The 24,041-nt window shown below is 62.3% G+C and carries 27 protein-coding genes; 11 read left to right on the top strand and 16 right to left on the bottom strand.

From position 1 onward, the window contains the following. Nucleotides 1-25 precede the first annotated feature (25 nt). Together BM222_RS35465 and BM222_RS35460 are read left to right on the top strand one after the other, a co-directional pair. Nucleotides 26-604 (top strand): HdeD family acid-resistance protein, encoded by a 579-nt coding sequence (locus BM222_RS35465; RefSeq protein ID WP_092239155.1) that lies wholly within the window; start codon nucleotides 26-28, stop codon nucleotides 602-604. A gap of 234 nt (nucleotides 605-838) precedes the next feature. Next, the gene (locus BM222_RS35460) at nucleotides 839-1,924 is read left to right on the top strand and encodes a 3-deoxy-7-phosphoheptulonate synthase (RefSeq protein ID WP_092239234.1); all 1,086 of its coding nucleotides are present in this window, start codon (nucleotides 839-841) and stop codon (nucleotides 1,922-1,924) included. Nucleotides 1,925-1,972: 48 nt separating this feature from the next. Here the strand turns inward: BM222_RS35460 and BM222_RS35455 are convergent, their stop codons facing one another. Genes BM222_RS35455 through epmA form a run of 3 tightly spaced genes read right to left on the bottom strand, consistent with a single transcriptional unit; the run spans nucleotide 1,973 to nucleotide 4,420 of the window. Next, nucleotides 1,973-2,224, bottom strand: a complete 252-nt coding sequence (locus BM222_RS35455) for a hypothetical protein (protein WP_092239153.1) — start codon at nucleotides 2,222-2,224, stop codon at nucleotides 1,973-1,975. 40 nt (nucleotides 2,225-2,264) lie between these two features. Continuing rightward, on the bottom strand, nucleotides 2,265-3,359 hold the full coding sequence (locus BM222_RS35450; RefSeq protein ID WP_092239151.1) for a lysine-2,3-aminomutase-like protein: 1,095 nt from the start codon (nucleotides 3,357-3,359) through the stop codon (nucleotides 2,265-2,267). After that, on the bottom strand, nucleotides 3,356-4,420 hold the full coding sequence (gene epmA, locus BM222_RS35445) for an EF-P lysine aminoacylase EpmA (protein WP_092239149.1): 1,065 nt from the start codon (nucleotides 4,418-4,420) through the stop codon (nucleotides 3,356-3,358). Before epmA ends, BM222_RS35450 begins: the two co-directional genes overlap by 4 nt. A 162-nt stretch (nucleotides 4,421-4,582) precedes the next feature. On the opposite strand from epmA, the gene efp reads away from it, so the two are divergent. Together efp and BM222_RS35435 are read left to right on the top strand one after the other, a co-directional pair. Then, on the top strand, nucleotides 4,583-5,149 hold the full coding sequence (efp, locus tag BM222_RS35440) for an elongation factor P (RefSeq protein WP_027557928.1): 567 nt from the start codon (nucleotides 4,583-4,585) through the stop codon (nucleotides 5,147-5,149). A gap of 17 nt (nucleotides 5,150-5,166) precedes the next feature. Further along, complete coding sequence (locus BM222_RS35435; RefSeq protein ID WP_092239147.1) at nucleotides 5,167-6,792, top strand: M23 family metallopeptidase; 1,626 nt, start codon at nucleotides 5,167-5,169, stop codon at nucleotides 6,790-6,792. Nucleotides 6,793-6,847: 55 nt separating this feature from the next. Here BM222_RS35435 and BM222_RS35430 read toward each other — a convergent pair whose 3' ends face one another. Both BM222_RS35430 and BM222_RS35425 read right to left on the bottom strand, forming a co-directional pair. Then, nucleotides 6,848-7,351 carry a cupin domain-containing protein gene (locus BM222_RS35430; RefSeq protein ID WP_092239146.1) on the bottom strand — a complete coding sequence of 168 codons (504 nt, stop codon included), beginning with the start codon at nucleotides 7,349-7,351 and terminating at the stop codon, nucleotides 6,848-6,850. Between the two features lie 21 nt (nucleotides 7,352-7,372). Beyond that, nucleotides 7,373-7,849, bottom strand: coding sequence for a carboxymuconolactone decarboxylase family protein (locus BM222_RS35425; protein ID WP_092239144.1), 477 nt, complete (start codon nucleotides 7,847-7,849; stop codon nucleotides 7,373-7,375). A 57-nt stretch (nucleotides 7,850-7,906) separates the two neighbouring features. Between BM222_RS35425 and BM222_RS35420 the strand changes: the two genes are divergently transcribed. After that, nucleotides 7,907-8,431 (top strand): MarR family winged helix-turn-helix transcriptional regulator, encoded by a 525-nt coding sequence (locus BM222_RS35420; RefSeq protein WP_502690991.1) that lies wholly within the window; start codon nucleotides 7,907-7,909, stop codon nucleotides 8,429-8,431. On the opposite strand, the gene BM222_RS35415 is transcribed toward BM222_RS35420, so the two are convergent. From BM222_RS35415 to BM222_RS35405, 3 genes are all read right to left on the bottom strand, one after another. Continuing rightward, nucleotides 8,428-8,613, bottom strand: coding sequence for a hypothetical protein (locus tag BM222_RS35415; RefSeq protein ID WP_092239140.1), 186 nt, complete (start codon nucleotides 8,611-8,613; stop codon nucleotides 8,428-8,430). The genes BM222_RS35420 and BM222_RS35415 overlap by 4 nt on opposite strands. A 95-nt stretch (nucleotides 8,614-8,708) precedes the next feature. Beyond that, nucleotides 8,709-8,960 (bottom strand): hypothetical protein, encoded by a 252-nt coding sequence (locus BM222_RS35410; protein WP_092239138.1) that lies wholly within the window; start codon nucleotides 8,958-8,960, stop codon nucleotides 8,709-8,711. A gap of 60 nt (nucleotides 8,961-9,020) precedes the next feature. Continuing rightward, nucleotides 9,021-9,275: a hypothetical protein gene (locus BM222_RS35405; protein WP_092239232.1), complete on the bottom strand. Its 255-nt coding sequence runs from the start codon at nucleotides 9,273-9,275 to the stop codon at nucleotides 9,021-9,023. Between the two features lie 128 nt (nucleotides 9,276-9,403). Between BM222_RS35405 and BM222_RS35400 the strand changes: the two genes are divergently transcribed. Continuing rightward, nucleotides 9,404-10,636, top strand: coding sequence for a lytic murein transglycosylase (locus BM222_RS35400; RefSeq protein ID WP_092239136.1), 1,233 nt, complete (start codon nucleotides 9,404-9,406; stop codon nucleotides 10,634-10,636). A gap of 6 nt (nucleotides 10,637-10,642) precedes the next feature. Here the strand turns inward: BM222_RS35400 and BM222_RS35395 are convergent, their stop codons facing one another. The 6 genes from BM222_RS35395 to BM222_RS35370 form a co-directional block, all read right to left on the bottom strand. Further along, entirely contained in the window at nucleotides 10,643-11,434 is a 792-nt protein-coding gene (locus tag BM222_RS35395) for an aldolase (RefSeq protein ID WP_092239134.1), read from the bottom strand. Between the two features lie 97 nt (nucleotides 11,435-11,531). Further along, on the bottom strand, nucleotides 11,532-12,341 hold the full coding sequence (locus tag BM222_RS35390; protein WP_092239132.1) for an SDR family NAD(P)-dependent oxidoreductase: 810 nt from the start codon (nucleotides 12,339-12,341) through the stop codon (nucleotides 11,532-11,534). Nucleotides 12,342-12,373: 32 nt separating this feature from the next. Continuing rightward, nucleotides 12,374-14,215, bottom strand: coding sequence for a single-stranded-DNA-specific exonuclease RecJ (gene recJ, locus BM222_RS35385; protein ID WP_092239130.1), 1,842 nt, complete (start codon nucleotides 14,213-14,215; stop codon nucleotides 12,374-12,376). Nucleotides 14,216-14,472: 257 nt separating this feature from the next. Beyond that, nucleotides 14,473-15,459: a helix-turn-helix domain-containing protein gene (locus tag BM222_RS35380; protein WP_092239128.1), complete on the bottom strand. Its 987-nt coding sequence runs from the start codon at nucleotides 15,457-15,459 to the stop codon at nucleotides 14,473-14,475. A 485-nt stretch (nucleotides 15,460-15,944) separates the two neighbouring features. Beyond that, a complete protein-coding gene (locus tag BM222_RS35375) occupies nucleotides 15,945-16,610 on the bottom strand; it encodes an SGNH/GDSL hydrolase family protein (protein ID WP_092239230.1) in 666 nt (221 codons plus the stop codon). 222 nt (nucleotides 16,611-16,832) lie between these two features. Then, nucleotides 16,833-17,351 carry a P-loop NTPase family protein gene (locus BM222_RS35370; RefSeq protein WP_092239126.1) on the bottom strand — a complete coding sequence of 173 codons (519 nt, stop codon included), beginning with the start codon at nucleotides 17,349-17,351 and terminating at the stop codon, nucleotides 16,833-16,835. A gap of 245 nt (nucleotides 17,352-17,596) precedes the next feature. Here BM222_RS35370 and BM222_RS35365 point away from each other — a divergent pair, with 245 nt between their 5' ends. Continuing rightward, a complete protein-coding gene (locus BM222_RS35365) occupies nucleotides 17,597-17,896 on the top strand; it encodes a hypothetical protein (protein ID WP_092239124.1) in 300 nt (99 codons plus the stop codon). Between the two features lie 216 nt (nucleotides 17,897-18,112). Here the strand turns inward: BM222_RS35365 and rpiB are convergent, their stop codons facing one another. Beyond that, nucleotides 18,113-18,592, bottom strand: a complete 480-nt coding sequence (gene rpiB / locus BM222_RS35360; RefSeq protein WP_092239122.1) for a ribose 5-phosphate isomerase B — start codon at nucleotides 18,590-18,592, stop codon at nucleotides 18,113-18,115. A gap of 652 nt (nucleotides 18,593-19,244) precedes the next feature. Here rpiB and BM222_RS35350 point away from each other — a divergent pair. The 3 genes from BM222_RS35350 (at nucleotide 19,245) to BM222_RS35340 (ending at nucleotide 21,124) form a co-directional block, all read left to right on the top strand. Next, the gene (locus BM222_RS35350) at nucleotides 19,245-19,910 is read left to right on the top strand and encodes an SGNH/GDSL hydrolase family protein (RefSeq protein ID WP_177243656.1); all 666 of its coding nucleotides are present in this window, start codon (nucleotides 19,245-19,247) and stop codon (nucleotides 19,908-19,910) included. 310 nt (nucleotides 19,911-20,220) lie between these two features. After that, the gene (locus tag BM222_RS35345) at nucleotides 20,221-20,751 is read left to right on the top strand and encodes a GNAT family N-acetyltransferase (RefSeq protein ID WP_092239116.1); all 531 of its coding nucleotides are present in this window, start codon (nucleotides 20,221-20,223) and stop codon (nucleotides 20,749-20,751) included. A 151-nt stretch (nucleotides 20,752-20,902) separates the two neighbouring features. Continuing rightward, complete coding sequence (locus tag BM222_RS35340; RefSeq protein ID WP_177243655.1) at nucleotides 20,903-21,124, top strand: hypothetical protein; 222 nt, start codon at nucleotides 20,903-20,905, stop codon at nucleotides 21,122-21,124. Nucleotides 21,125-21,431: 307 nt separating this feature from the next. Here BM222_RS35340 and BM222_RS35335 read toward each other — a convergent pair whose 3' ends face one another. Then, nucleotides 21,432-22,742 carry an adenylate/guanylate cyclase domain-containing protein gene (locus BM222_RS35335; protein ID WP_092239114.1) on the bottom strand — a complete coding sequence of 437 codons (1,311 nt, stop codon included), beginning with the start codon at nucleotides 22,740-22,742 and terminating at the stop codon, nucleotides 21,432-21,434. Between the two features lie 358 nt (nucleotides 22,743-23,100). Here BM222_RS35335 and BM222_RS35330 point away from each other — a divergent pair. Beyond that, a partial coding sequence (locus tag BM222_RS35330; protein WP_092239112.1) for an NAD(P)/FAD-dependent oxidoreductase occupies nucleotides 23,101-24,041 on the top strand: 941 nt, incomplete at its 3' end.

Here is a 24,041-nt window from a genome sequence, read left to right as displayed (position 1 = left end):
ACATCTTTCGATCTGGAGCTTGCCGATGACAGCGCCCGAGGAGTTTTCACGGCTGCAATCTGCGATGAGGCAAGCGGTGAAGGCGCATTGGAAGGCCTTCCTGTTCGAAGGCATTTTGCTTGCCGTTCTCGGCGTCGCCGCGCTGATCCTGCCGCCGCTCGCAAGTCTCGCGATCACGATCTTTCTCGGATGGATGTTTCTGGTCAGCGGCATCGGCGGATTGGTCGCGACCTACTGGGCGCGCACCACGCCGGGATTCTGGTGGTCGTTGATCTCCGCGGCGCTCGCCGTGCTCGCCGGCATGTTGCTGCTGGCCCGCCCGATGCAGGCGGTGCTGACGTTGACCCTCGTGCTCGGCGCTTATTTCCTCGCCGAGGGCGTCACCACCATCATGTATGCTCTGGAGCACCGCCGGGAACTGAGCGGGCGTTGGTCGTGGCTCCTGATCTCGGGCCTCGTCGATATCGCGATCTCGTTCATGGTGATCACGGGCCTGCCGAGCTCGGCGGAATGGGCGATCGGCCTGCTCGTCGGTATCAACCTTGTGTTCGGCGGCGCCACCCTGATCGGCATGGCGCTGGCGGCACGCAAAAGCAACAGTTGAGGCGCCTCGAAGCCCCTCGCTCCTATTGGGGGATGACAAGGCGCCGATGGCGCGCTATATGACCGTCCATGATCACCGTCGCCACCAGCTATTTTTGGTACTTTAGCTACGACAGCTCGCTGGCGGCAGGAGGATCGCGCTCAATCTGAAATATTGAAGCAAACGTCCGAACAGCCGCCAGACCTGGCGGCTTTTTTATTGGCCGGCAGGTTCTCAAAATCACAGGAGCCCGCCGTGCTGAGCACGACCGACGATCTGCGTATCCGCGAACTGAAAGAGCTGAGCACGCCTGAGGAGGTGATGCGGGAGGTCCCGCGCACCCTCACGGCAACCCGCGTGGTGATGGCGGCGCGAAACGCCATCCACGCCATCCTCAACGGCCAGGACGACCGGCTTCTGGTCGTCGTCGGGCCCTGCTCGGTCCATGATCCCAAGGCCGCCATCGAGTATGCAGAGCGTCTTGCCGCGCTGCGCGAGGATCTCGCCGACCAGCTCGAGATCGTGATGCGTGTCTATTTCGAGAAGCCGCGCACGACGGTCGGCTGGAAAGGCCTCATCAACGACCCGGATCTCGATGGCAGCTTCGACATCAACAGGGGCCTGCGGCTTGCGCGCAACGTGCTCTCGGCCATCAACAATCTCGGCCTGCCCGCCGGCACCGAATTCCTCGACATGACGACGCCACAATACATCGCCGATCTCGTCTCCTGGGCCGCGATCGGCGCGCGGACGACCGAAAGCCAGATCCACCGCGAGTTGGCCTCGGGTCTATCCTGCCCCGTTGGCTTCAAGAACGGCACCGACGGCAACGTGCGCATCGCCGCTGACGCCGTGAAGTCCGCCTCGCACCCCCATCATTTCATGGCAGTGACGAAGCTCGGCCGCTCGGCGATCGCCTCGACCGCTGGCAACGAGGACTGCCACATCATCCTGCGCGGCGGCAGCAAGCCGAACTACCATGCGGCAAGCGTCGCGGCCGCATGCAACGATCTGGCAAGATCCGGCGTCGCCCCGCTGGTGATGGTGGATGCGAGCCACGCCAATTCGCGCAAGAATCCGGAAAACCAGCCGCTGGTCACGGCCGATATCGCCGCCCAGATCTCGGGCGGCGAGAACCGCATCATGGGCGTGATGATCGAGAGCAATCTCGTCGCCGGCCGCCAGGACGTGGTCGCGGGCAAGCCGCTGACTTACGGCCAGAGCATCACCGACGGATGCATTGATTGGGCGACCACGGCGACCGTGCTCGAGCAACTCGCCGATGCGGTAGAGATCCGGCGCAACACTGCGCGAGCCGGACGACACGAGCGCTCCGCGTGAGGCCACAAGGCGGGCGGGGCGATGCTGTTCGCGCCCTGCCCGTCGGGCTTAGCAGCCGCGGCAGATGCTCTTGATCTTCTTGTCGAGCAGGGCGTCTTCCTTGCTCACCGGATTGTTCGAATCGCTCAGATTCTTTTCATTCGGCACGTCGCCGGCCCGCGGCTGACGATGACCGACCGGTGCCTGGGGCACCGATCCCGAGGTCGCGCCGCCGGATGTCGATTCCTTGGTCCCGGTCTGCGCGATCGCAGCTCCGCCGAGCAAGACCACGAGCGATGCTGCCACCATGATCTTCTTCATGTCCGATCCTCCATTCCTCAAACCGGCATTCTCCGTCCGCTCAATTGCCCGGCGGATAGAGATGAACGTCGCCGCAATAGTCGACGATACGATAGCGCGTTTCGGTCTCCGCATCACCGGCATCGGCTGCGGTATTTTGTGCCGCCAACACATAATTCGGCCCGACCGGGGACTTACCGGCACCGCCGGGTATGTCGATGACATAATCCGGCTGACACAGCCCTGACACCCGTCCGCGCAGCTGTCGCATCAAGTCCTGCCCCTGCGCCAGCGTGGTGCGCAGATGCGAAGTGCCCGGCGCGAGATCGCCGTGGTGCAGGTAGTAGGGCTTGATCCGGCATTCGACGAAAGCCCGCATCAAATCCGACAATGCAGCGAGGTTGTCATTGATACCCCGCAACAGCACTGACTGGCTCACCAAAGGTATCCCTGCATCGACCAGCCGCGCGCAAGCGGCCCGGGTCGGGCCGGTCAGCTCGCGTGCATGATTGGCATGCACGGCGACCCAGGTGGTCGCGCCCTCGATCTTCAACGCAGCGGCCATCTCGTCGCTGATACGCGCAGGATCAGCGATGGGTACGCGGGTATGCAGGCGAATGACCTTCACGTGATCGATTGCGGCAAGATCGGCCATGATTTCGCTCATGCGGCGCGGCGACAGCATCAGCGGATCGCCTCCGGTGAGGATCACCTCCCAGATTTCGCTATGCAGGCGGATATAGTCGATCGCGGCACGATAGGCGCTGTCCGAGAGCGCGTTCTCCTTGCCGGGCCCCACCATCTCACGGCGAAAGCAGAAGCGACAATAGACCGCGCAGACGTGAACGAGCTTGAACAGCACGCGATCGGGATAGCGATGCACGATCCCGGAAACCGGCGAGTACGGATGGTCGCCGATCGGATCGACGCTTTCGCCCGGCTGCATATCGAGCTCGGCGGCGGTCGGAACGAATTGGCGCGCAATCGGATCTTCGGGATCGGATTTGTCGATCAGATCGACCAGCGCCGGCGTGATCGCCACCGCATATCGCGCAGCGACGCGCTCCAGGGCGGGCAGTGCCGTGGAAGGTGCAAGGCCGGCCGCCATGAGTTCGGCCGGGTCGCGCAATGTCCGTGCAAGATTGGGCTTCGTCATCCTTCACTCAACGTTTCAATTGCTGGCGGCGTCCACACCACCTGATCAATCCGTGTTGCACCGCTTGCCAGCATCACCAGCCGGTCGAAACCGAGCGCGACGCCGCTCGCCTCAGGCATCGCGGCAACAGCGGCCAAAAAATCCTCGTCCAGCGGATAGGCCTCGCCATAGCGGCGCTGCTTCTCCGCCATGGATTCGGTGAAGCGCTCGCGCTGCTCCTCTGCGTCGGTGAGTTCGCCAAAGCCGTTGGCGAGCTCGACACCGCAAGCATAGACCTCGAACCGTTCCGCGACCCTGGGGTCGCTAACCTTCACCCGCGCCAGCGCCGCCTCAGGTGATGGGTATTCGAACAGAATGGTCAAACGTCCCTGCCCCAGATGCGGCTCGACATGCTCGACCAGGATCCTGCTGAAGATATCTGACCAGGTATCGTCCTGGGCGACCCTGACCTTGTCGGCGGCCGCTCCGGCGAGCGCGGCACGGTTACCCTCATTGCCCGAGATTGTCGACAGCAGGTCGATGCCGGCGAAGTGCTCGAAGGCGCTCGCGACGGTCAGCAGCTCAGGCTCTGCAAAGGGGTCGGCGGTTCGGCCCCGGAACGAGAAGGTCCCGATTCCGGTTGCTTGCGCGGCGTGGGCGATCACCACGACAGTGTCGGCCATGATGGCGTCGTAGGGGGCGTGGGCCCTGTACCATTCCAGCATGGTGAATTCGGGCAGGTGCAGGTCACCGCGCTCGCGGTCGCGGAATACCCGGGCGAGCTCGAAAATCCGCTCCTCGCCCGCCGCCAGAAGCTTCTTGCAGGCGAATTCGGGCGAAGTCCGCAGGTAGCGGCTGGCGCGGCTGCCGTCCGGCCGGATGATCTCGGTCCGGGGGGCGTGCAGATGGGTCTCATTGCCCGGTGAGACCTGGAGGACGGAGGTTTCGACCTCGACGAACCCCTGCTCGGCGAAAAAGCCCCTGACAGCGCCGGTAATGGCTCCCCTCGCCTGGAGGAACGGCCGCCGGTCGAGGTGCCGGCTGGGCGTCCAGAACGGTGAGATCGGCTTGTCCCCAGCCATTAACCGACGCCCCCCTCGACCAGCAAAATGCTGGCATCGAGCGGCAAAATCAGTATGTTGCGGCCCGAAACGGGCGCAGAGGTCTGATTTGAGGCCCCAAGTCCCCCATCGATTTGACCACGTCCTGGCCGGTGCCGGGCCAAGCAAGCAGGAAATATAGCTTTGAGAGTCATCGCCAGTTCTATTCGCAAAGGCAACGTGATCGAGCAAGACGGCAAGCTCTATGTCGTCGTGAGTGCCGAGAACATCCATCCCGGCAAGGGCACGCCGGTCAGCCAGATCGAAATGCGCCGAATCTCGGACGGGGTAAAGATCTCGGAGCGTTACAAGACTACCGACCAGGTCGAAAAGGCCACCATCGAAGAGCGCAACTACACCTTCCTGTATGAAGATGGCGACGGCTTCCACTTCATGAACCCCGAGACCTACGACCAGGTCCAGGTTTCCAAGGACGTCGTCGGCGATGCCGCCGCCTATCTTCAGCCAGACATGACCGTCAAGCTGTCGACCCACGACGTCAACGTGGTCTCGCTCGCTCTGCCGCAGCGCGTGACACTTGAAGTAGTCGAGACCGAGCCGGTGACCAAGGGCCAGACGGCTTCGTCGTCCTACAAGCCCGCCGTGCTCTCAAACGGCGTCCGCACCACCGTTCCGCCCCATATCTCGGTCGGCACCCGCATCGTGGTGATGACCGAAGACGGGTCCTACTCCGAGCGCGCCAAGGACTAAGCGAGGAATCAGCATAGGTGCCGCCGGGGGGCGAGACTGTGGTTGGGAAGAGTTTCCGCTTCGTCTCGCTGCTTCTGGCGTCGCTCTCGCTCCTCACCGCCACGCCGACGGCTGCGGACGAAATCCGCAGCCCTTCCCTCACGGCCCTGCGCGTCGATTGGCGCGCAGCGCTCGACCAGTTCCGCACCGAGATCAGCAGCCACCCGCAGATCGCGGACGATTTCATCTTCGTGCCACGTCGTTCAGTGTCGCGCTTCGATCCGCGTGCGATGCCGGCGCTGGTGCAGCTCAACGCCGTCTCGTCGCAATTCTTCACCGGCATTTCCCGCAGCCCCGTTCCCGTGCTGCTGCCGTTCGATGCGGCCGCCTATCTCGAGGGGCAACGCAATGGCGCGCCGGGCACGGCGCTCGCGCTGTCTCGCTATCAGGCCGATTTCAATCCCGTCGACATGTTCGATGCCGGCCCTGCCGGCTATAGTGCGAGCTTTTCACTTGAGCCTGGCGCCGGCGAAGGCATGCCGACACGAACCTTCGCAAAGCCAGTCGAAATTCAGATCACTGGATCGGCACTTGTCTACGACATCGCCGATCCCGCCGGCGGCAAGGGCGAGCAAGCCAAGCCGCTTGCGACCGTCTATCCAGACCTGCGCAGGTTCATCCGCGAAGGCTATGTACGCTACGCGTTCACACGCTTCGGCGCCGCCTATGTAGTGTCCGTCCAGTGCCTCGACAGTGTCGCAAAACCGCGGCGGCTGGCCTGCAAGGAGGCCTATCCCGTGGCCGAGCGCTTCCTGAAGGCGTTGCATGTCGCCGGCGGCCAGCGCGCGCGGCCGTTGATGGACGTTGCCTCCGTCGTGATCGACCGTCCCACCGGGCGTTCGGCGGATTTCAGTTACCGCCCGAGCGGCGACATCCTCCCGAACACCGGCTATCGCAGGCAGGGCGGCCATCCCGATCCGATGGCCTATGCGCAGATGCGCTTCCCGCTCGAGACGGCGCCGGCCTTCGTGCATTCGCAGTCCTATTCCAAGCGCGACAAGGACGAGGGCCCGACCGCCTATCCCTGGCGCGACAATTTCTGCGAGTCACGCAGCTTCGAGGTTTGGCAGTGCGGCGGCGGCTATGGCCATCAGGGCGAGGACATCCGGGCCGCCGAATGTCCCCCGCCCGGTGACAGCCGCAGCCCCTGCGATCCCAAGCAGCGCGGTGTCGTAGCGGTGCGCGACGCCGTGGTGATCCGTGCGCCCCAGGACCAGGCCGCGACGCTCGAGGTCAACAGCCGCACCGAGCACATTCGCTTCCGCTATATGCACATGAATCCGCAGGCGTTGAATGCCAATGGGGTGCTCAATGGCCGCATCGTCACCGAAGGCGAAAAGATCGGCGTGATCTCGAACTATCTCGATCATCCTGCGGGCACGTCGATGCATTTGCATTTCGACGTCCAGGTGTTCACACGCGATGGCTGGATCTGGGTCAGCCCCTACGTCACCCTGGTCTCGGCCTATGAGCGCCTGATCCGCGCCCGCGGGCGCGAAATCGGCCCGGAGATCGCGAGCACCCCGCAGCCGGTCGCTCATGCGCTGCCCGAAGACGTGCTCAAGCCCGATCAGCGTGAGGGATCGAGCAGCGACGAGAATTGAGCGCGGTTGTTGTATCCCGGATCGTCAAAGCGACATCCGTGATGGGATTGACGAACTACTCCAGATAGGTCGTGAGCTGCGCACCTTCATCCGCCACGAACACGGCGATTAGTTCGGCAGGCTCCGTGGTGCTGGCATTGGCGGAGACCAGATGCGTCGCCCCCGGTGGCTCAAAAAAAGACTGACCGACACCGAACGTCTCGACCGGACCGCCCCCCAGCTGGGAGCGAATCTCACCCTTGGTGATGTAGGCGGTCACCGAGCCAGCATGCCGGTGCGGCCGCGAAAATCCACCCGGACCATAGAATACGCGCACGATGGTCACCCGTTTGCCCGGCACGTTGGGCAACGCGTAGGACCCGATCGGCTCGACCTTGTCGAGTGGCGAGCTTTCCGCAGCGTTGGCGCAGAGCGGCGCGAGTGCGCCTGACACGGTGTCCATCGTCACCGGTAGCGCCCTGCCGATCGCAAGCGCGCAGGCAAGCCCCCCGACAAGGGCCAGCGCCATAGAGCGCAATGGCATCGAATGCTGCATGTTGGCCAAATTCATTGCGCTCATGACAATCTCCGTTTTGGCCAATCAGGATGCAGCTTGAGCAGCGCCCGGGCGCTTCGGCGGCGTCCAGCGATAGGCCGCGCCGAACCGATTCCAGACGTTGATCGAAGCGACCGCCGACGTCAGATAGGTCAGCTCCGTCTCGGAGAATTCGCTCTGCGCCTGCGCATAGACCTCGTCACCGAACCCATCCGGCAGCAACGTCAGCGCCTCGGTCCAGGCCAATGCAGCGCGCTCCCGCGCCGAGAAGATCGGCGCCTCTCGCCAGACTGCGACCAAATGCAGCTTGTCCGCCGGGATCCCTAATCGCTCCGAGAGGAGCACGTGATGCTGTACGCAGAAGGCGCAGCCGTTGATCTGCGAGGCGCGTAACTTGACGAGTTCAAGGAGCTGCTTGTCGAGGCCGGCCTTGGCCGCAACCTGGCCCAGCGCCAGCACCAGATCATAGGCGTCAGGCGCGATCCTCTTGAAATCCTCGTATTCGCTGCGGGCGTGTGACATTGCCGTGCACCTCGTGTTATTATAAGACTACTTACATCTTACAAGAGCTCTTATATTATGCGCAAGTCAGCCGGCATCACGAAATCGAAACCGGAGCAGAGGGCAGCCAAAGAGGAGCCTGCGATGCGCGTGCCCGCCCCCGGCGAAGGCAAGCGCGGCGAGAATGGCTATCTCGGCTATCTCCTGCGCCAGGCCCACGCTGCGGTCCGGCTGAAGATGGAACGGACGCTCGTCGATCTCGGCGTGACCTCGCCGCAATTCGCCGTGCTGACCATGCTGAACGCCTACCCGGGCCTGTCAGGTGCCGACGTCGCCCGCCTCACCTTTCTGACGCCGCAAACCGTCGGAGTGATCATCCGCAACCTCGAGCGCGACGGCGCAATCGTAATGACGCGGCATCCCATCCACGGCCGCATCCAGCAATGGACGCTGACACCGCGCGGTAACACACTCGTGAAGGCTTGCCGGGGACGCGTGATCGAATTGGAGAAGCGCTTGGCCAGTGGCCTCGATGCCAAGGCGGAGGCAAGCATTCGCCGTTGGCTTGCAGGTATCGCGGCCGATCTGCAAGACGAAGCTTAGTCGCCTCCTCCATCGCCGTCGCCGTCGCTCCCATCACCATCCCCGAAACAGCCGAACCCGACATCGCCGTCACCTTGAATGCCGCGGCCGAAGTTTTCCGCGATGATCATCATGATGACGACCAATAGCCCTGCGCCAAAAGGCCAGGGATTGGCGCGGATGATGTCGAACAGCTCTCGCATGGGCACATCATGTGCAGATGCAAGCGAACCGAATGTGCAGATGCAAGCGAACCGACCGTAAAAGGATATTGAAGCCGGGGATTTGAGCGGCTGCGCTATCCGCCCTTCAACGCTTTCTTAACTTCGCCATCGGGCCAGTTCGCGCCTGCCGCAATGACCCGGACGCGGCTTCGGTCCGCACCATTCACCAGCACGTGCGAACTTATCCGGTCGCCACTCGGCTCCAGATCCAATTCAGTCTCAGGCTTCCCGCTCAGCGTCGCCGCGAGATCGCCGGCAAAAATCTGCCAGCACGATCCGTCGTCGAGTTCGACGAGATGGCTCTCCGCATGTGCGCGTATCTTCATTGCACCCCGAAGTCTCGTCGGCGAACGTGGGCCCCGGCGCTCGGCCAGGGCCCTGTTCCGTCAGTCGTTGTCGTGATGAATCACGGTCTTGCTGCGATTACCGAATTCATCTTCCTTCTTGATCACGGTTTTGCGGTCAGCGGGCTCTCGCTCCTTGATAACCGTGGTCCGGTCGCGATCGCGGTCACGATATTCGTGCGACTCTCCGACCGTCACGCCCGCACCGACCGGACCGACGTGAACGCCGACCTCATCCGCAAACGCAGGCGTTGCGATAGCGGTGATCATGGCCGCGGCAAACAGGTACTTCCTCATCTTGTCCTCCTCCATTGAAGTCGTGGGTAGCAATGCAGCAGTGCGACACTTTGTTCCGGGGGAACCGCCTGTTCCCCGCGTCCCCGGAACCGGCTCACAGGGACCTGGATTCCGGCTAGGATAACCGCATGAAACACACTGATTCCTCGGCCACTCCCGTCAGCCGCCGTGCTGTGCTCAGGTCCACGCTCGGCTCGGCCACCATGCTCGCGATTCCGACACGTGTCTTTGCATCGCCTCCCGGCTTCGACGAATGGCGCGAGGGATTTCGCGCGCGCGCAATGGCGAAAGGCATTTCGGCTGCGACCTGGCAGCGCGCGATGGCACGGGTCGAGCCCGACATGAGCGTGTTCAAGCAGATGCGCAACCAGCCGGAGTTTCACGAGCAGCTCTGGCAATACATCAACCGCCGCGTCTCCGACTGGCGCATCATCAACGGCAAGATCGCGCTGAAGAACAACGAGGCGTTGTTCGCGCGGATCGAGCGCGATTTCGGCGTCGAGCGCGGCACGCTGCTGGCGCTGTGGGGCGTGGAGTCCGCCTACGGCGATCCGCTGGTGCAGCAGAACCACATGACGCCGGTGTTTCCCTCGCTCGCCGCGCTCGCCTGGAACGAGCCGCGCCGCAAGGCTTACTGGGAAGCCGAGTTGATCAATGCGCTGCGCATCGTCGACAAGGGCTGGAGCACACCGGAGGAAATGCGCGGCTCATGGGCCGGCGCGATGGGGAATTCGCAATGGATGCCGGAGGTCTGGCTCAATGTCGGCATCGACTATGACGGCGACGGCAAGGTCTCGCCGTTCGGCAAGCCCGACGACGCGCTCGGATCGACCGCAAAATATCTCGTCAATCGCGGCAAATGGCGTCGCGGCGAGCACTGGGGCTACGAGGTGCGCGCGTCCGGCGAGATGAGCGGCAGTCGCACGTATTCTGCGTGGCAAGCAGCCGGCGTCACCCGTGCTGATGGCCAGCCATTCCCACAACCGAACGCGTCCGCGCAAATGTGGACGCCTGTTGCAGGCGGTCCGACCTTCCTGCTGGGACCGAACTTCTATTCAGTGAAGAGCTATAATCCCTCGATGAACTATGCACTGGCGATCTGCCATCTCGGCGACCGCTGCCTGGGCGCGCCGCCGTTCATCCAACCCTTTCCCGGCTCCGAGCGCGTACTGACGCTCGCCGAGGTGCAGGAGATGCAGACGCGTCTGACCAAGGCCGGCTTTGACACCGGCGGCACCGACGGTCGCGTCGGTAACGACACCATGAAGGCGATCAAGGATTTCCAGCAGCGCGCCGGCATCACGCCAGCCGATGGATATGGCGGGCTGAAGGTGCTTGCGAAGCTGCGACAGGGATCTTGAGCCGCCTCAGTGCCGGTACTGCGGCTCTTCCGCATCGAGCTGGCGGCGGATCGCGGCGAGGTGCAGTCGCGCGGATTCGGAGTCGCCTTCGCGCATCTGCTTGTAGGTCGCGGCCGCGATCGCAGGATCGACCGGCTGCACCTCACGTCCGGTCGACATTGCCAGCACCTGCACTTCGGCCGCGCGCTCGAGGTAGTACAGATCGTCCCAGGCTTCTGCAATGGTCGGCGCCAGCACCATCACGCCGTGATGTTTCATGAAGATGATGTCCGCATCGCCGACGGCTGATGCGATGCGCGCGCCTTCGCTGGCATCGAGCGCGAGGCCGTTGTAGTCGCGGTCGACCGAGGTGCGGCCGTAGAATTTCAGCGCCGTCTGCCCGGCCCAGATCAGGGGATCGCCTTCGGTCATCGAAAGTGCCGTCGCATAGGGCATGTGGGTGTGGAACGCCACCTTGGCGCGCGGGAGGCGCTTGTGCATCTCGGCGTGAATGTAGAAGGCGGTCGCCTCGGGCTCGCCCTCGCCGTCGAGAACGTGGCCGTGAAAATCGCAGATCAGGAGCTTTGACGCGGTCAGCTCGCGGAAGGCGTAGCCGTAGGGATTGACGAGGAAGAGATCCTCATGGCCGGGAACGACGGCCGAGAAGTGGTTGCAAATGCCCTCCTCAAAACCGTTGCGGGCGGCCATGCGGAAGCAGGCTGCGAGATCCTCGCGCGCGGCGCGGACGGCATCGGTGGCGAGGTCCGGCCGGTTCGAGCGAACAGCTGCGGGTGAGGAGGCGTGAAGGCTGTGCGCCATGGCGAAGGAGAACCTCTTTCGGACGGGGGACGGCAGCGTTTTACAGGGCCGACGCCTGCGCGTCAGCCCCAGCGGCGGCCGCCCTGCCCTGCGCGTTTCACGCCCGCCGTGGCACCCCGCCGGCATTCATGCCGCCATCGATGACGAGCTCGGTGCCGGTGACATAGCGCGAGGCGTCGGACGCCAGGTACAGCACGCCGGAGGCAATCTCCGCAGCCTGGCCGGCGCGGCCGAGCGGGGTTGCGACCTTGGCGCGTTCCTCCGGATCGATCGGGGCGTTCTGGCCGGCGCCACTCGCTCCGGTCGGTATCTTGCCCCAGATCGGGGTGTCGATGATGCCGGGATGCACCGAATTGACGCGTATGCCGTCGCCGGCAGCCGCGCACTCCATTGCGATCGATTTCGCGAACAAGCGTACGCCGCCCTTGGTCAGCGAATAGGCCGCGAGACCCGGCGCGCCGCGCAGGCCCGCGAGCGACGACATCATGATGATCGAACCGCTGCCATGTTTGCGCATCAGGGGCAGGCAATGCTTGACCGAAAGAAACACGCCATCGAGGTTGATCGCATTCTGCTTGTGCCAGTCAGAGAGCGTCATGTCGGTGATCGAGGGTACGGCAATGCCGATGCCGGCATTGGCGACCATGATGTCGAGGCGGCCGTAGCGCTTGGCGATCTCGGCGACGATTTCGATCCAGCGCTCCTCGCTGGTGACGTCCTGCTCCAGGAAGATCGCGTTGCCGCCGGCCTTTGTGACCCGCTTGGCGAGTTCGGGCCCGCGCAATTCATCGATGTCGGTGGCGACGACGGTCGCGCCTTCGCGCGCGAACAGCTCGACGATGGCTTCGCCAATACCGGAGGCGCCGCCCGTCACCAGGGCGATCTTGCCCTCAACCTGCCCTGCCATGTTCGCTCCCTTTCTTTTGTTGATTGAGGCTGTTACCTAATCACGGACGGCCCTTGGTCCGGTAGTGCGACGTCGATGATGCGAAACTGCACGCGTTCGATACCCTGATAGCGATCGACCGACAGCGAGCCCGCGACGTGCAGTTGCTGGCCGCGATTGGCCACAAGCGCATTGCCGAGCTTCTGTCCGACTGAACGGAACGCGATGCCGTTAACGATCGAGCCGTCGCCCGATTTGAAGCGCAAGCGCAAATGCGCCTGCCCGACTTCATCGGCAAAGACGAGCTGATGCGCCGGTAGCGCCAAGACCGGCTCCGGATTGCCACTGCCGAAGGGCCCTGCGCGATTGAGCGTGGTCGCGAGTTCCGGCGTCACCGCGCGTGCCGAGATCGCGCCGTCGATATAGAGTTCGTTGACGTGGCGCGCCTCGGCGACGTCCTGCGCCAGGGCATTCTCCAGATAGGCGCGGAATTCGGCGAGCTTTTCCTTCCGCAGCGTCACGCCTGCGGCCATCGCGTGGCCGCCGCCCTTGAGCAAAATGCCATCGGCGACGGCCTGCCGCACGGCCTTGCCGAGATCGACGCCGGCGATCGAGCGGCCCGAGCCGGTGCCGATACCGCCGGGTTCCAGCGCAATCGCAAAGGCGGGCCTCGAAAACTTCTCTTTCAGTCGCGAGGCAACGAGGCCGACCACGCCGGGATGCCAGCCTTCGGAGGCCGTGACGATCACACCAAGCTTGTCCTCCAAGCCGATTGACGCCAGCGCCTCGGCTTCGGCCTGCGCTTCGGCGGCCTGCTCGATGACACGGCGCTCGCTGTTGAGGCGGTCGAGCTCGGCCGCAATCCGCGCGGCCTCGACGCTGTCGCCTTCCAGCAAGAGCCGCACCCCCAGATCTGCGCGGCCGATCCGGCCGCCGGCATTGACGCGCGGCCCCAGCATGAAGCCGAGATGCCAGGCTTCCGGCGGCCCGTTGAGCCGCGCCACGTCCATCAGCGCGGTGTGGCCGACATGGTCGCGCCGCCGCATCGCGATCAGACCTTTCGCGACAAAGGCGCGGTTCAGGCCGATCAGCGGCGCCACATCGGCAACCGTGCCGAGTGCGACGTGATGCAACGTGCCCAGGAGATCGGGCTCCGGCATCTCCGCATTCCAGAAGCTGCGCTGGCGCAGCTCTCGGTTAACCGCGACCAGCGTCACCAGCACGAGACCGACGGCGGCGAGATGGCCGAGGCCGGAGAGATCGTCGAGCCGGTTCGGATTGACCAGCGCGTCGACCTCCGGCAGCTCGGTGCCGGCCTGGTGGTGATCGATCACGACGACCGACATGCCGAGGCGCTTGGCCTCAGCGAGCGGCTCGATGCTGGTGGTGCCACAATCGACGGTGACGAGCAGCGTGGCGCCCTTCGCGGCCAGCGCCCGCACGGCTTCGACGTTGGGGCCGTAACCTTCGAAGATGCGATCGGGAATGTGGATCAGGGGATCGAGCCCACAATGGCGCAAATGCCAGGCGAGCAGCGCCGCCGAGGTCGCACCATCGACGTCGTAGTCGCCGAAGATCGCGACGGTCTCGCCCTTCGCTGCCGCATCCGCGATACGTTTCGCCGCGGCCTCCATCTCCGTCACCGTGAACGGATCCGGCATGAGCTTTCGGATGGTCGGATCGAGGAAGTCGGGGACGGCGTCGATGTCGACACCGCGGCCTGCCAGAACCCGCGCGAGCAGTTCCGGCAGCTGGTGGCGCTGCACGATGGCGAGCGCCGTGGCCGCGCCCCGCGCATCCAGCCGGGTGCGCCAGAGCTTGTCGGTCAGCGAGCGCGCCACCCCCAGGAACGCCTGGGGCAATTCGACGGGGAGTGCGGATGCGGGAGGAGCCATATGCGTTCAGTCCGTACGACGAGGGTAGCACGTAGGGCAATCGCCCGGTGCCTCGCCCAGGCCGTTTTGCACAGCGCAGCCAACTCCAAGCAACGAAACAACCCCATGCACAGTAGGGGGAGCATTGTTTTCGCGAGGATTTTTCCGATCTCGTCTGCCTCGTCGGCAAAGCCGTTTGACACGTCGGGCAAAACACCGGCATTCTGCAATCATGGCGCCGTTCTGATCGGCCCTGTCGACCGCCAGCCGTGGCGCCGCTAGGCACTCCCGATGCCGTTCGCTTCGGTGTCCAATGTTGCAGCTCCGAGCGTCTGCGAGGGGCGCTCTCCGAACATCGCGAAATAGTACTGCGCGAACCGGCCGAGCTCGTAAAAGCCCTGGCCCATCGCGACGGCAGCGACGGTGGTCGAACCGGGCGCGCTCCGGTGCAGCATCGAGCGGGCGGCACAGAGCCGCTTTTGTCTGAGGAAGCTGACCGGGCCGAGGCCGAACACCTCCTGAAAGGCGCGGTGCAACGTCCGCCGGGACACGCCAAGCGCTGCGCAAATTTCCGACACGTGCACCGGGCGGGTGCCGGTCTCGTCGAGATAATCCTCGACCCTGCGGACCAGCCGTCGGGCTGAAGGCAGCCATCCGCTGTCATCTGGGGGAAGCGACGACATGACGTTGACCGCCATACACTCCGCGATCGCCCTCCTCCAGTATTCGGCCGTCGACCACGTCAGGCCCAATCTGTTGGTGCGCAAATGCGACATGATCGCGACAAGGCGGCGCGTGGCGATCTGCCCGTTCACAGCGTCGGCCCTGAAATGACCCCGGCTGCGCCAAGTGTCGGGATCACTGAGCCTCGCTTCGCCACCAAACAAAGACGCAACGTCGTTGAGATCGAGGCGCATTGCGGCGTAAGCGGAGCCGCCGTGAAAGACCCCGTCGTGCTCGAGCAAAGGCGGAATCACGAGCACATCGTTGAGCTGCATGTCGAACGACCAATGCGCGACGCGGTCCTCGGCCGCGAGCAACATCCCGATGATCAGCTTGTCGTCGCTGGAGACGCGCTGCGTGCGCATGCCGACGTTGAAGGTGCCGATGCTCAGCGAAAACTCGCCGATTCCAACGTGCGACAATGTCCCGTGCAGCCGCCCGCGGCCGAGCTGCATCACATCGACATGAGAACCGTGAACGGCCTGGTGAAGACCTTCAAAGCCATCCAGTGTTTTCGAATCAACCAGAAGGATTTGGCCCATGGCCGCACCCTGCCACTCAAGCGCGACTATTCTACGGCAGGCAGCGGCGCAATACCACCCCCTCGCTCTAGCGAGGCAATCAACCAAGCTCGCAGAGACCCATCGAACCCGATGGGCGATCGCCTTGCCTTGCTGACGAGGCGCGAAGCTCGTTTCAATCAATCTGCATTCGAGTTGATGGCGACCCTTGGGCCGCATCGTTGGTCGGCAATGGGTCACGAGCCGCCGTCACCGCAGCCATCATGCAACGTCCGGTCTCCCGCAGCAGCCGACATGGCGGCGGCTGGTGCGTGGTTCGACTTGGGGGCCATGTGCGGACTAGCCAGGCGATCTTGTATCGCGGAGGTGATGGCTGAGCCTTCGCAAGCTGCGACAGCCATTGCCTGTGGAAGAAATCAGCTCCGCATGCACATCGCTTCATCCGCGTAAAGCGCTGGATCGAGGGCAGTCCAGCGAGCATGACATCACCGATTTGCCTGGCCGCCTTAGCTAGCCCTGCGCGAAAATATTTCCAGAACTTTGTCGGCCAGGGCGTTGCCGAGATCGACATTGTTACTTGCGGAGAAATGGATGCCATCAAGACCGTCCGTTGAGATCACACGTCCTGCGTCGAAGAAGTCAACCTTCATGAAGTCGGCCAGGGACTTGTAGTGTGTTGCAAGCTCTATGGTCTTCTCGCGTCCACCCTCAAACATTCCCTGGAGCCAAGGATCCGGTACGGGCGCAAGTGGAGGCGGTGCGACCACGAGCACATGAGGTGCTCCGTAGACAGTCCCCACGCCACCGGCCGAGGTGAGCACCTGGCCGACGAGTTTCGACATTCCGACCGCAATATCGTACGGCGTGCGACGATAGTAACTCTTCGCATCGTTTGTCCCGAGCATGATGATGACGAGGTCCAGCGGAAGGTGACTTGCCAGAGCGGTTGGCAGATAGGCCGACCCGTTCAGGCGCGGATCAACTGGATCATCGATCGTCGTCGTACGTGCACTCAGGCCCTCTTCCACGATTTCGTAATCGGACCCAAGTTTGGCGGCCATGATTCCCGTCCACCGCTCTGGATAATGGAATCTTGTCGTTGGCGCTCCTTCGTCAACAGCAATCCATCCCCAGGTCAGAGAGTCACCAAAACACAGGATTCGCCTCGTCATGAGAAGCTCGCTCGGTTGGATTTGGAACGGCTGCGGCGGACAATTGCGGCGCGGGTTCGACACCCGGACCATGTCCGAAACAAAGTCTCCGCGAAACATAGCAGGTTGACGCCAGACTGGAGTAGATTTCCGGTTTGGGTCAATCGCGTCGGTCGGCTGTGTCCCGACGAGCCGACATCCTTCGGACGCGGCGCAACTTGGACAGCCACTGGGGACCGCTATCTATTCCTTGGGCAGATCGAACTGTAGCGAATAGGCGTTTAGCTCTTCCAGATTACAGAGCCGAGTTAGCTTTTTTGCTTGCTCGCTCTCACGGCAGAGTTCGCGAATGGCAGGCATCCAGTTCTGATCCACCTCCCACATGGTCCTGAACAGCGCCATTGTAGGAGGTCTGGCATCCATTCCGGCGGGACGCATCTCTTCCTGATGCCAACGGACTTGACGTTCGGCTGCCAGCGCGAAGTGTACCCAAAGAGGCAGGTCGATCAGCACAATCTCGGTCGCCCTAGATATCCGTGCCGGTATCGAGGCTTGACTACCCAGACCCTCGATGACCCACTTATCGCCGGCGATAGCCGCTGAATGCCTATTCTCGTAAACATCTGCGGGGGCGAGCTTCCATCCTTGCTCCCAAAGCAACTTGTCTACTTCGATGCGAGGCAGGCCTCGCCCGGCGGAGATTTTGTCGGCCAAAGTCGACTTGCCGCCAGCCGCATTTCCGATGATGGCTATACGGGTCACTGTGATCCCTGAAGAACTGATGCGCTCTCGTCCGCGGGCTGATCCTACGGCTTCTCGGGAAGTCCGCAACGGGTCAATCGCGTCGGTCTAGGCCCGTTTAAGTGAGGTTCGGTCTACCCCTGGCAGCCGACATATCCTCGACCGTCGGATGCGGCAGCGAAGGGCCAACAGGAGACATCCCTCGCTTGGCCTGATATGCAAGAGGCTACCAACCAAGTGGCCTTCGTTATACGGAATAAGCACTCATGTTTGCGGTGTTCGTGATTACTGTGCTGCTTGCAGTGCTTTGGACACCGTCGTGGATTGTCTTGCATCGTAATCGTGCTGTCTTTGGCAAAGGGTTGAGAGCGGTGTGGCGCGTCTGGATCGCGCAGGTGTTCGTCGCGACCGCGCTTGTCCTTATGGCGGATAGGTTGGGCTTGCTTAATCCAGTAGGCTACACGCTCGGAATCTGTTTCTTGGTCGGATTGGTAGGTGCTTTAGTCCTCCATCGCTCTAACCGTTTTCACACAGCCAGGGTCAAAAGCGGCGGCCTCGACCGCTGATATTAGCGTTCGCTATTTATCCAATAGCCGACGCACCAACTGTCACCAAGGGCTAGGCTCTTTATCAGTGAGGACAGCGATTATTCGGCCTCGCTGCGGTTCCATCTGAAAATTTCACGACGATCGCCGCCGAACCTTGTTCGTCCGGGACGTTATTGGCTGTGACGGCCACCGCGATATTTCTCAATCTAGCCAAACTCAGCTCAAAGGGTCTCTTCATGTGCCCCTTCTAACGGCGGGGCCGTCCTTCGTCTCCAGAGCCTCAATCATCGCCACTCGAGGCGCATGCCGGCCACCGTCGAACTGGGCAGTCAGGAACGCATCCACGATGTCGAGCGCCAGCCCTTCGCCCACCACGCGGCCGCCAATCGACAGCATATTGGCATCGTTGTGCTGGCGGATCATGCGGGCTGAGAATGTGTCAACGCAGACGCCGCACCGGACACCCTTGACCTTGTTCGCCGCCATCATGATGCCTTGGCCAGTTCCGCATAGGATAATGCCAAATCGGCAATCGCCGGAGGCGACGAGTCGCGCCGCGGCTTCGCCGTGCTTTGGATAGTGTGTGCTCTCGGGTGTCGTTGGTCCGATGTCGACCGCCTCCCAGCCATGGGCTGCGATATGGGCGGCAATGGTCAGTCGCAGCTGAATGGCGGTGTGGTCACTGGAGAGGACGATGCGGTTGCTGGCTGTCATGGAGAGCGCGTCCCGTTTCCCGAGGCAATTTGGCGGCTTGGCCGAGTCGGTTCTATGGGCCAATCTCAACCGCTGCAAGGATCAGACCGGGTTCTAGTAGTGCAACCCAGTGAAATGAACCGGGCGGCGGAGACCGCAGGTCGGCTCTGGGTCAATCGCGACGGTTTGGACCCAGTTAATTTAGGTCCGGTCTCTCCCCAAGAGCTGACGCCAACGCGACTATGGACGTTCGACGCTATCTGATCCTCCTCACCCATGGATCAGTCCTCCTGTTCGTGGACGGGCGGGCCGCGACCGCCTATCCCGACGAACTGTTGCAGGACTATTCAGCTCGTTCACTGGGAGGTCGATGAACGCACCTGGGATGACGTCCTCAAAAAAAACCATATCGACGCCGTGTTGTGGCTGGGGGCACGAACAACTGAGGCGGTTCCTCGTCGCAAAGCGCGGTTGGAAGGAGGAGCATACGGGCGTTACGAGAGCGTCTACACAAGGCCGGCTATGGGACATTGACGAGGATAGATGGTCTACACATGACCGCTGTGGGTCCGTCACGATCATTTTGCTGGTCGTTGGCAGATTGTCTTAACCCTCACCGGCCTATCATTCGCGGTTTGAACCATCGGTGTGTTCGAGTGCGCCCATGAACCGAATGATTCTCGGCTTTGCAGTCCTCGCGATCGGCGCTGTTTCGATCGGGATCTCCATTGTCAAAAAGCAGGCCTTTGCGGAGTCGCACCGTCGAAGCCGGCAAAACATCCTTTATTACACGCTGAGCCGGACCGATAATCCCATCATCGTTCTCGGTGACAGCATTGTCGAAGCGTCGACCCTGCCGCGCGAGCTCTGCGGACATGCGATCATCAACGCCGGCCTGGAGGGTGCCTCGACGACAAGCGATTTGGGCGGCTGGCTGATGGATGTGCTCGACGGCAAGCCCGCGGCCGCTATCGTGATCGCGCTGGGGATCAACGACGCGTTGGGGGCGGCACGGGATCTGCAGCAGTTTGAGGCCAACTACAGCTCGCTCGTAGCTACGCTTTCGAAGGCTACGGCCCATGTGATCACGCTGGGGATTACGCCACTCGATGCCTCACCTCGTCTTTCCGCCGAGACGCAAACGAAAGCGGCGCCGCTCATCGATAGCTACAATGCCGCTCTGCCGGCACTCGCCGTCCGCGGCGGCGCGACCTTTGCTGCCTTGCCCCCGCTGCCGACGCCGCACACGATTGACGGAGTACACCTGAACGCCGCCGGGTATCAGCTTTGGAACAAGGCCGTTGTGATGGGAGCATCGGTCTCATGCGACTCGAAATGAAACCAGCGGCTGGCGCAATGAGATCAAACAAGCTTCCGGGATTGGCGCTGTTACGCTTTTCGTTTACGCGGGCGCGCCCTCTTCTAGCTATTTGTCGGCACGATGCTGCTGGCCTCGTATTTTAGTCATCGTTATTCGAGGAGCCGGCACAACAGCTGATCCGCAACGCTTTGTTACGGCGGCGCGCCCGGGACATTTGCGACTTCACCATGAGGCACCCCACGTGTTCACGCTGACTTCGCAATCGGCCACAACCGGAAGTCGACTCCTCTGAAATCCTAGCCTGCGATAGCGTCGGGGGCTGTCACTTATGCGCATTGATCTTAAACTCGACCACCTACTCACTTCAGTGGAACGGCGAGCAATTAGCGACCTTTCAGATGCCGTATATCCGCCCGGAGCGGTACCCGACTGGGGCTCTTGGGCGAAATGGGCTCCGCAAACCGTCCGCGCGATGCTGTGGGAGGATGAGCGATTGGTTTGCCATGTTGGTGCTCTCATCCGGGATGCACTCACAGATGGCCACGAAGTTCGAGTCGGTGGGATTGGTGGCGTGATGACAGCCCCGGGTTCGCGCGAGCGCGGGTTCGCACGAGCCGCGCTTGCGGCGATGCGTTCCTATCTCGTGGACGATCAGCAGGTAGCGTTTTCATTGATGTTCTGCGCGAATAATCTGCGCGCTTTCTACGGCAAGCTCGATTGGCGGCTATTTGCTGACACGCCGCTGGTCGTACATCGCGGGGTCGCCATGGAGTTCACCCTCAATCCCGCGATGGTGCAGGATGGCATCTGCTTGGCTCCCGCCGCCGGGAGGTTGGATCTGCGGGGGCCGCCCTGGTGAATCCGAAGGTTCGCTTCGGGTTAGAAGTGCCGATTTGACGATGCGACCATGATCAGTGACATCCACAGGTCTGGTTTGGGGCCAATAGGCGACATTTCGGGCTGCGCCTGATGTGTAAGAGCAGCCAACTGAGGCGACCTCGGAGAAAGATATGGCCCTTCGATTTGCGGTCGAATTTCTCAAGTCCATTGCGATCGTAAGTGCGCTGACGCTGGGAACAGGCTTCGCGTCTGAAATCCTTGTGTTCGCTCTATCCGACCGCGATGTGAGTGGCGCATTTGGTTCCGGTCTCGCCGGAATTGCTGGCGGCATATTTGGATTGGTCATCGCCGTCGTGATCGTCCTAAGGCGAATTGCTGACGTCGAGGAATGATCTGTCCTCAAAACGTTTGCAGACCCCGCAATTACGTCTTGGCTCCTGCTGATCGCATTGTCCATTGATGCATCAAAAACGGCTGTGGACGTAGGGCCCCGCCGTTTGTCTGGTCTAACGCCAAGTGGCCGCTCTGCGGCGATGAGCGGATCTCCGTCAGACCCGGCGCAACTTCGCAGATGGGCCGATTGTGTTACAAAAGTCGGTGTAAACGACGGATGCCCGTTCGGCCATTCGGCAAAGTGGACATTGGGCTTGTTTGATAGCGTCTCAGCTTTTAAGCGTAATCGGCGCCTCAAAAACTAATTCAGGTCACGGCTGCAAAAAGGCGCATCGGCTCGGCAAGACCCTTAAGAGCGGCCGGTCCCTGATCGACGAACTTGAGGCCAGCACCTGCGACTAGGTCTTTTACCGTGCTCGAGGCCAGAACTTCGCTCGCTTTCGCATGCTGAGCGACCCGTGCTGCGATGTGCACAGCAATGCCGCCCACATCGTCGCCCATCATTTCGACCTCACCGGTATGGACGCCCGCTCGAACTTCGATATCGAGCGGTCGCACCGCGCTGACGATCCTCTGGGCGCAACGGACAGCGCGCGCTGGGCCGTCGAACAGTGCCAGAAATCCGTCGCCTGTCGTCTTAACTTCGCGTCCTCGATGCCGCTCCAGTTCCGAACGCACCGCCTCATGATGCGCTTCCAGAGTTGAACGCCACTGCCTGTCGCCCACCAAGGAGGCTTTCCTTGTCGAGTCGACGATATCGGTGAACAGCACAGTCGAGAGGACGCGGTCAACGTCGACTTCAGTAGCGGAAACACCCATGAATTGTCTGATCTCCTCGACAAGCCGATCCTGATCTCCTGACCATGCGAGGTGATCGCTACCCGGTAGTTCGATGTAGCGCGCGTGAGAAATTCTATCCCCAAGCTCGCGGCCGGCGAGCGCACGAATGCGTACGTCATCGCGCCGATGCATGACTAGCGTGGGAACACGGATTGACGGCAGGATGTCAGTTACGTCGATCTCTTGGTTCATACGCATCAGGTTGATGACGTCGGAAGGGCTGGCCGCGGAGCGCTCGAACTTGGCGAAGCGCTCCATGGCCCCGGGAATTGCGGCTGCCGACGGGGAGAAACTGGGCAGACTCTTGCCGGTACCCCAGTTGGACCGGATATCGCGCTCCAATCCCGAAAAATCGTCAAATGGAACAGATGCGCCAACCGTGCGCGCATACGTGCCGAACAGGATGAGACCGGCGACCCGTTCGGGGTAGGTCGCCGCGAACAGGATCGACATCGGCCCGCCTTCCGAGACACCGAACAAGTAGGCCCTCTTAGAACCCGCGGCGTCGAGGACGGCGCGGATATCGTCGATCCTTTCATCGAGATGCGGGACACCGACGCCACGATCACTGAGACCCGTGCCGCGTTTGTCGAATCGGATCAGTCGCGCGAACGAGCCAAGGTCGTTCAGGAAACGCGCTGCGTTGGGATTCTCCCACGACAGCTCCAGATGCGATACAAAGCCCGGCGTCATGAGCAAATCCGGACCGTCCTGTCCGGATATCTGGTACGCGACGAAGACCTCGCCGCTGGTCACATAGCGCGTCTCGACAACCATGGCTTCCCGCAGTCTGGGTCACTGGGTAGCCTACGGCTAACGGCCACGCAGTGCAATTGAACGGCGAAAGGCTCAGGGCCATGTGGCCATGGCCTCAGCTGCCCATGTTCGCTGAGGGTACGCAGCGGACCTCAGCTGGAACCCTGCGGAGGTCGGCTTTGGGTCAATCGCGACGGCCCTCGGAAGCCAGCATGCCAGTGGTCGGATCATCTCTCAGAAGCGGACATCGCCGCGCTCCGGGCAGAGGCCCGGCCCGGGCGAACAGCTGACCTCACCTACTGAGGGGATCGCAATGGTCAGCGCCCTCGCCGCGTGTTAGCCTTTGGTCGTCGCCATCGCATTTCGAGGGCATTGCACCATGATTAGCAAGGCCGACGCGATTGTCATTGGTTCTGGCGCCCTGGGCGCGGCGACTGCCTACTACCTGAGTAAACGCAAAGATTTCAGCGTCGTCCTCATCGACAAGCACGATATCGGATCGCAAACGTCGCCTCGCGCCGCGGGTATGGTGAGCTGCGTTCGCAAGAGCGATTTGATGATCGGCCTCATCAAGGACGCATGCCGGAAGATCGAAACGTTCACGGAAGAAACCGGGCAACCGCTGGATTGGGTGCATTCGGGCAGCCTGAGGATCGCGCGTCGCCCGCAAGATGCGGAGGTTATCAAGGACGACCTTGAGCGCGGTCGCCGCATGGGGCTTGATGTCGATCTGATCTCCCCAGAGCAGGCCCATCGTCTCAATCCATTCTTGAAGCCGACAGGTGTCGTAGCGGCGATGAGGATCGGTGACGACAGGTATTTCGATCCGGCGCAGGTGGCTGTCGGGTTTGCCAGAGCAGCTCAGAGCGTCACCTTGCTCCCGAAGACGGACGTACTTGCTGTCAATATCACTGCCGGGAAGGTGACCGGCGCAACCACTGCGAAAGGCATCATTCAAGGCCCGATCGTCGTCGACGCAGCCGGCGCATGGACGCGACAGGTAGCGGAGGCAAGCGGGATTGGCGTGCCGTTGGTGCCGACCCGACAGCAACTGATCATCACGGAGCCTTTGGATGGCGTGCGTGCTGATCTGCCCATGGTTCGGATCATGGATGCCGCCGTGTATGCGCGTCCCTGTCACGGTGGCTTGCTTTGGGGCGTCTACGAGGAAAGGCCCCAATTTTTCGATATGCAATCGTTGGGAGCGAGTTTCGATGTGAAGGACATGCCGCTCGACATCGAAGTGCTTCGTTCAGCCGCGACTGACGTCAAGGACCAACTCCCAGTCCTGGAAACCGCTCAGGTGCGGGAATTTCGTGG

The organism is Bradyrhizobium sp. Gha, assembly GCF_900113735.1.
Lineage (GTDB): Bacteria > Pseudomonadota > Alphaproteobacteria > Rhizobiales > Xanthobacteraceae > Bradyrhizobium.
This window is presented reverse-complemented; position numbering and strand designations above follow the sequence as displayed.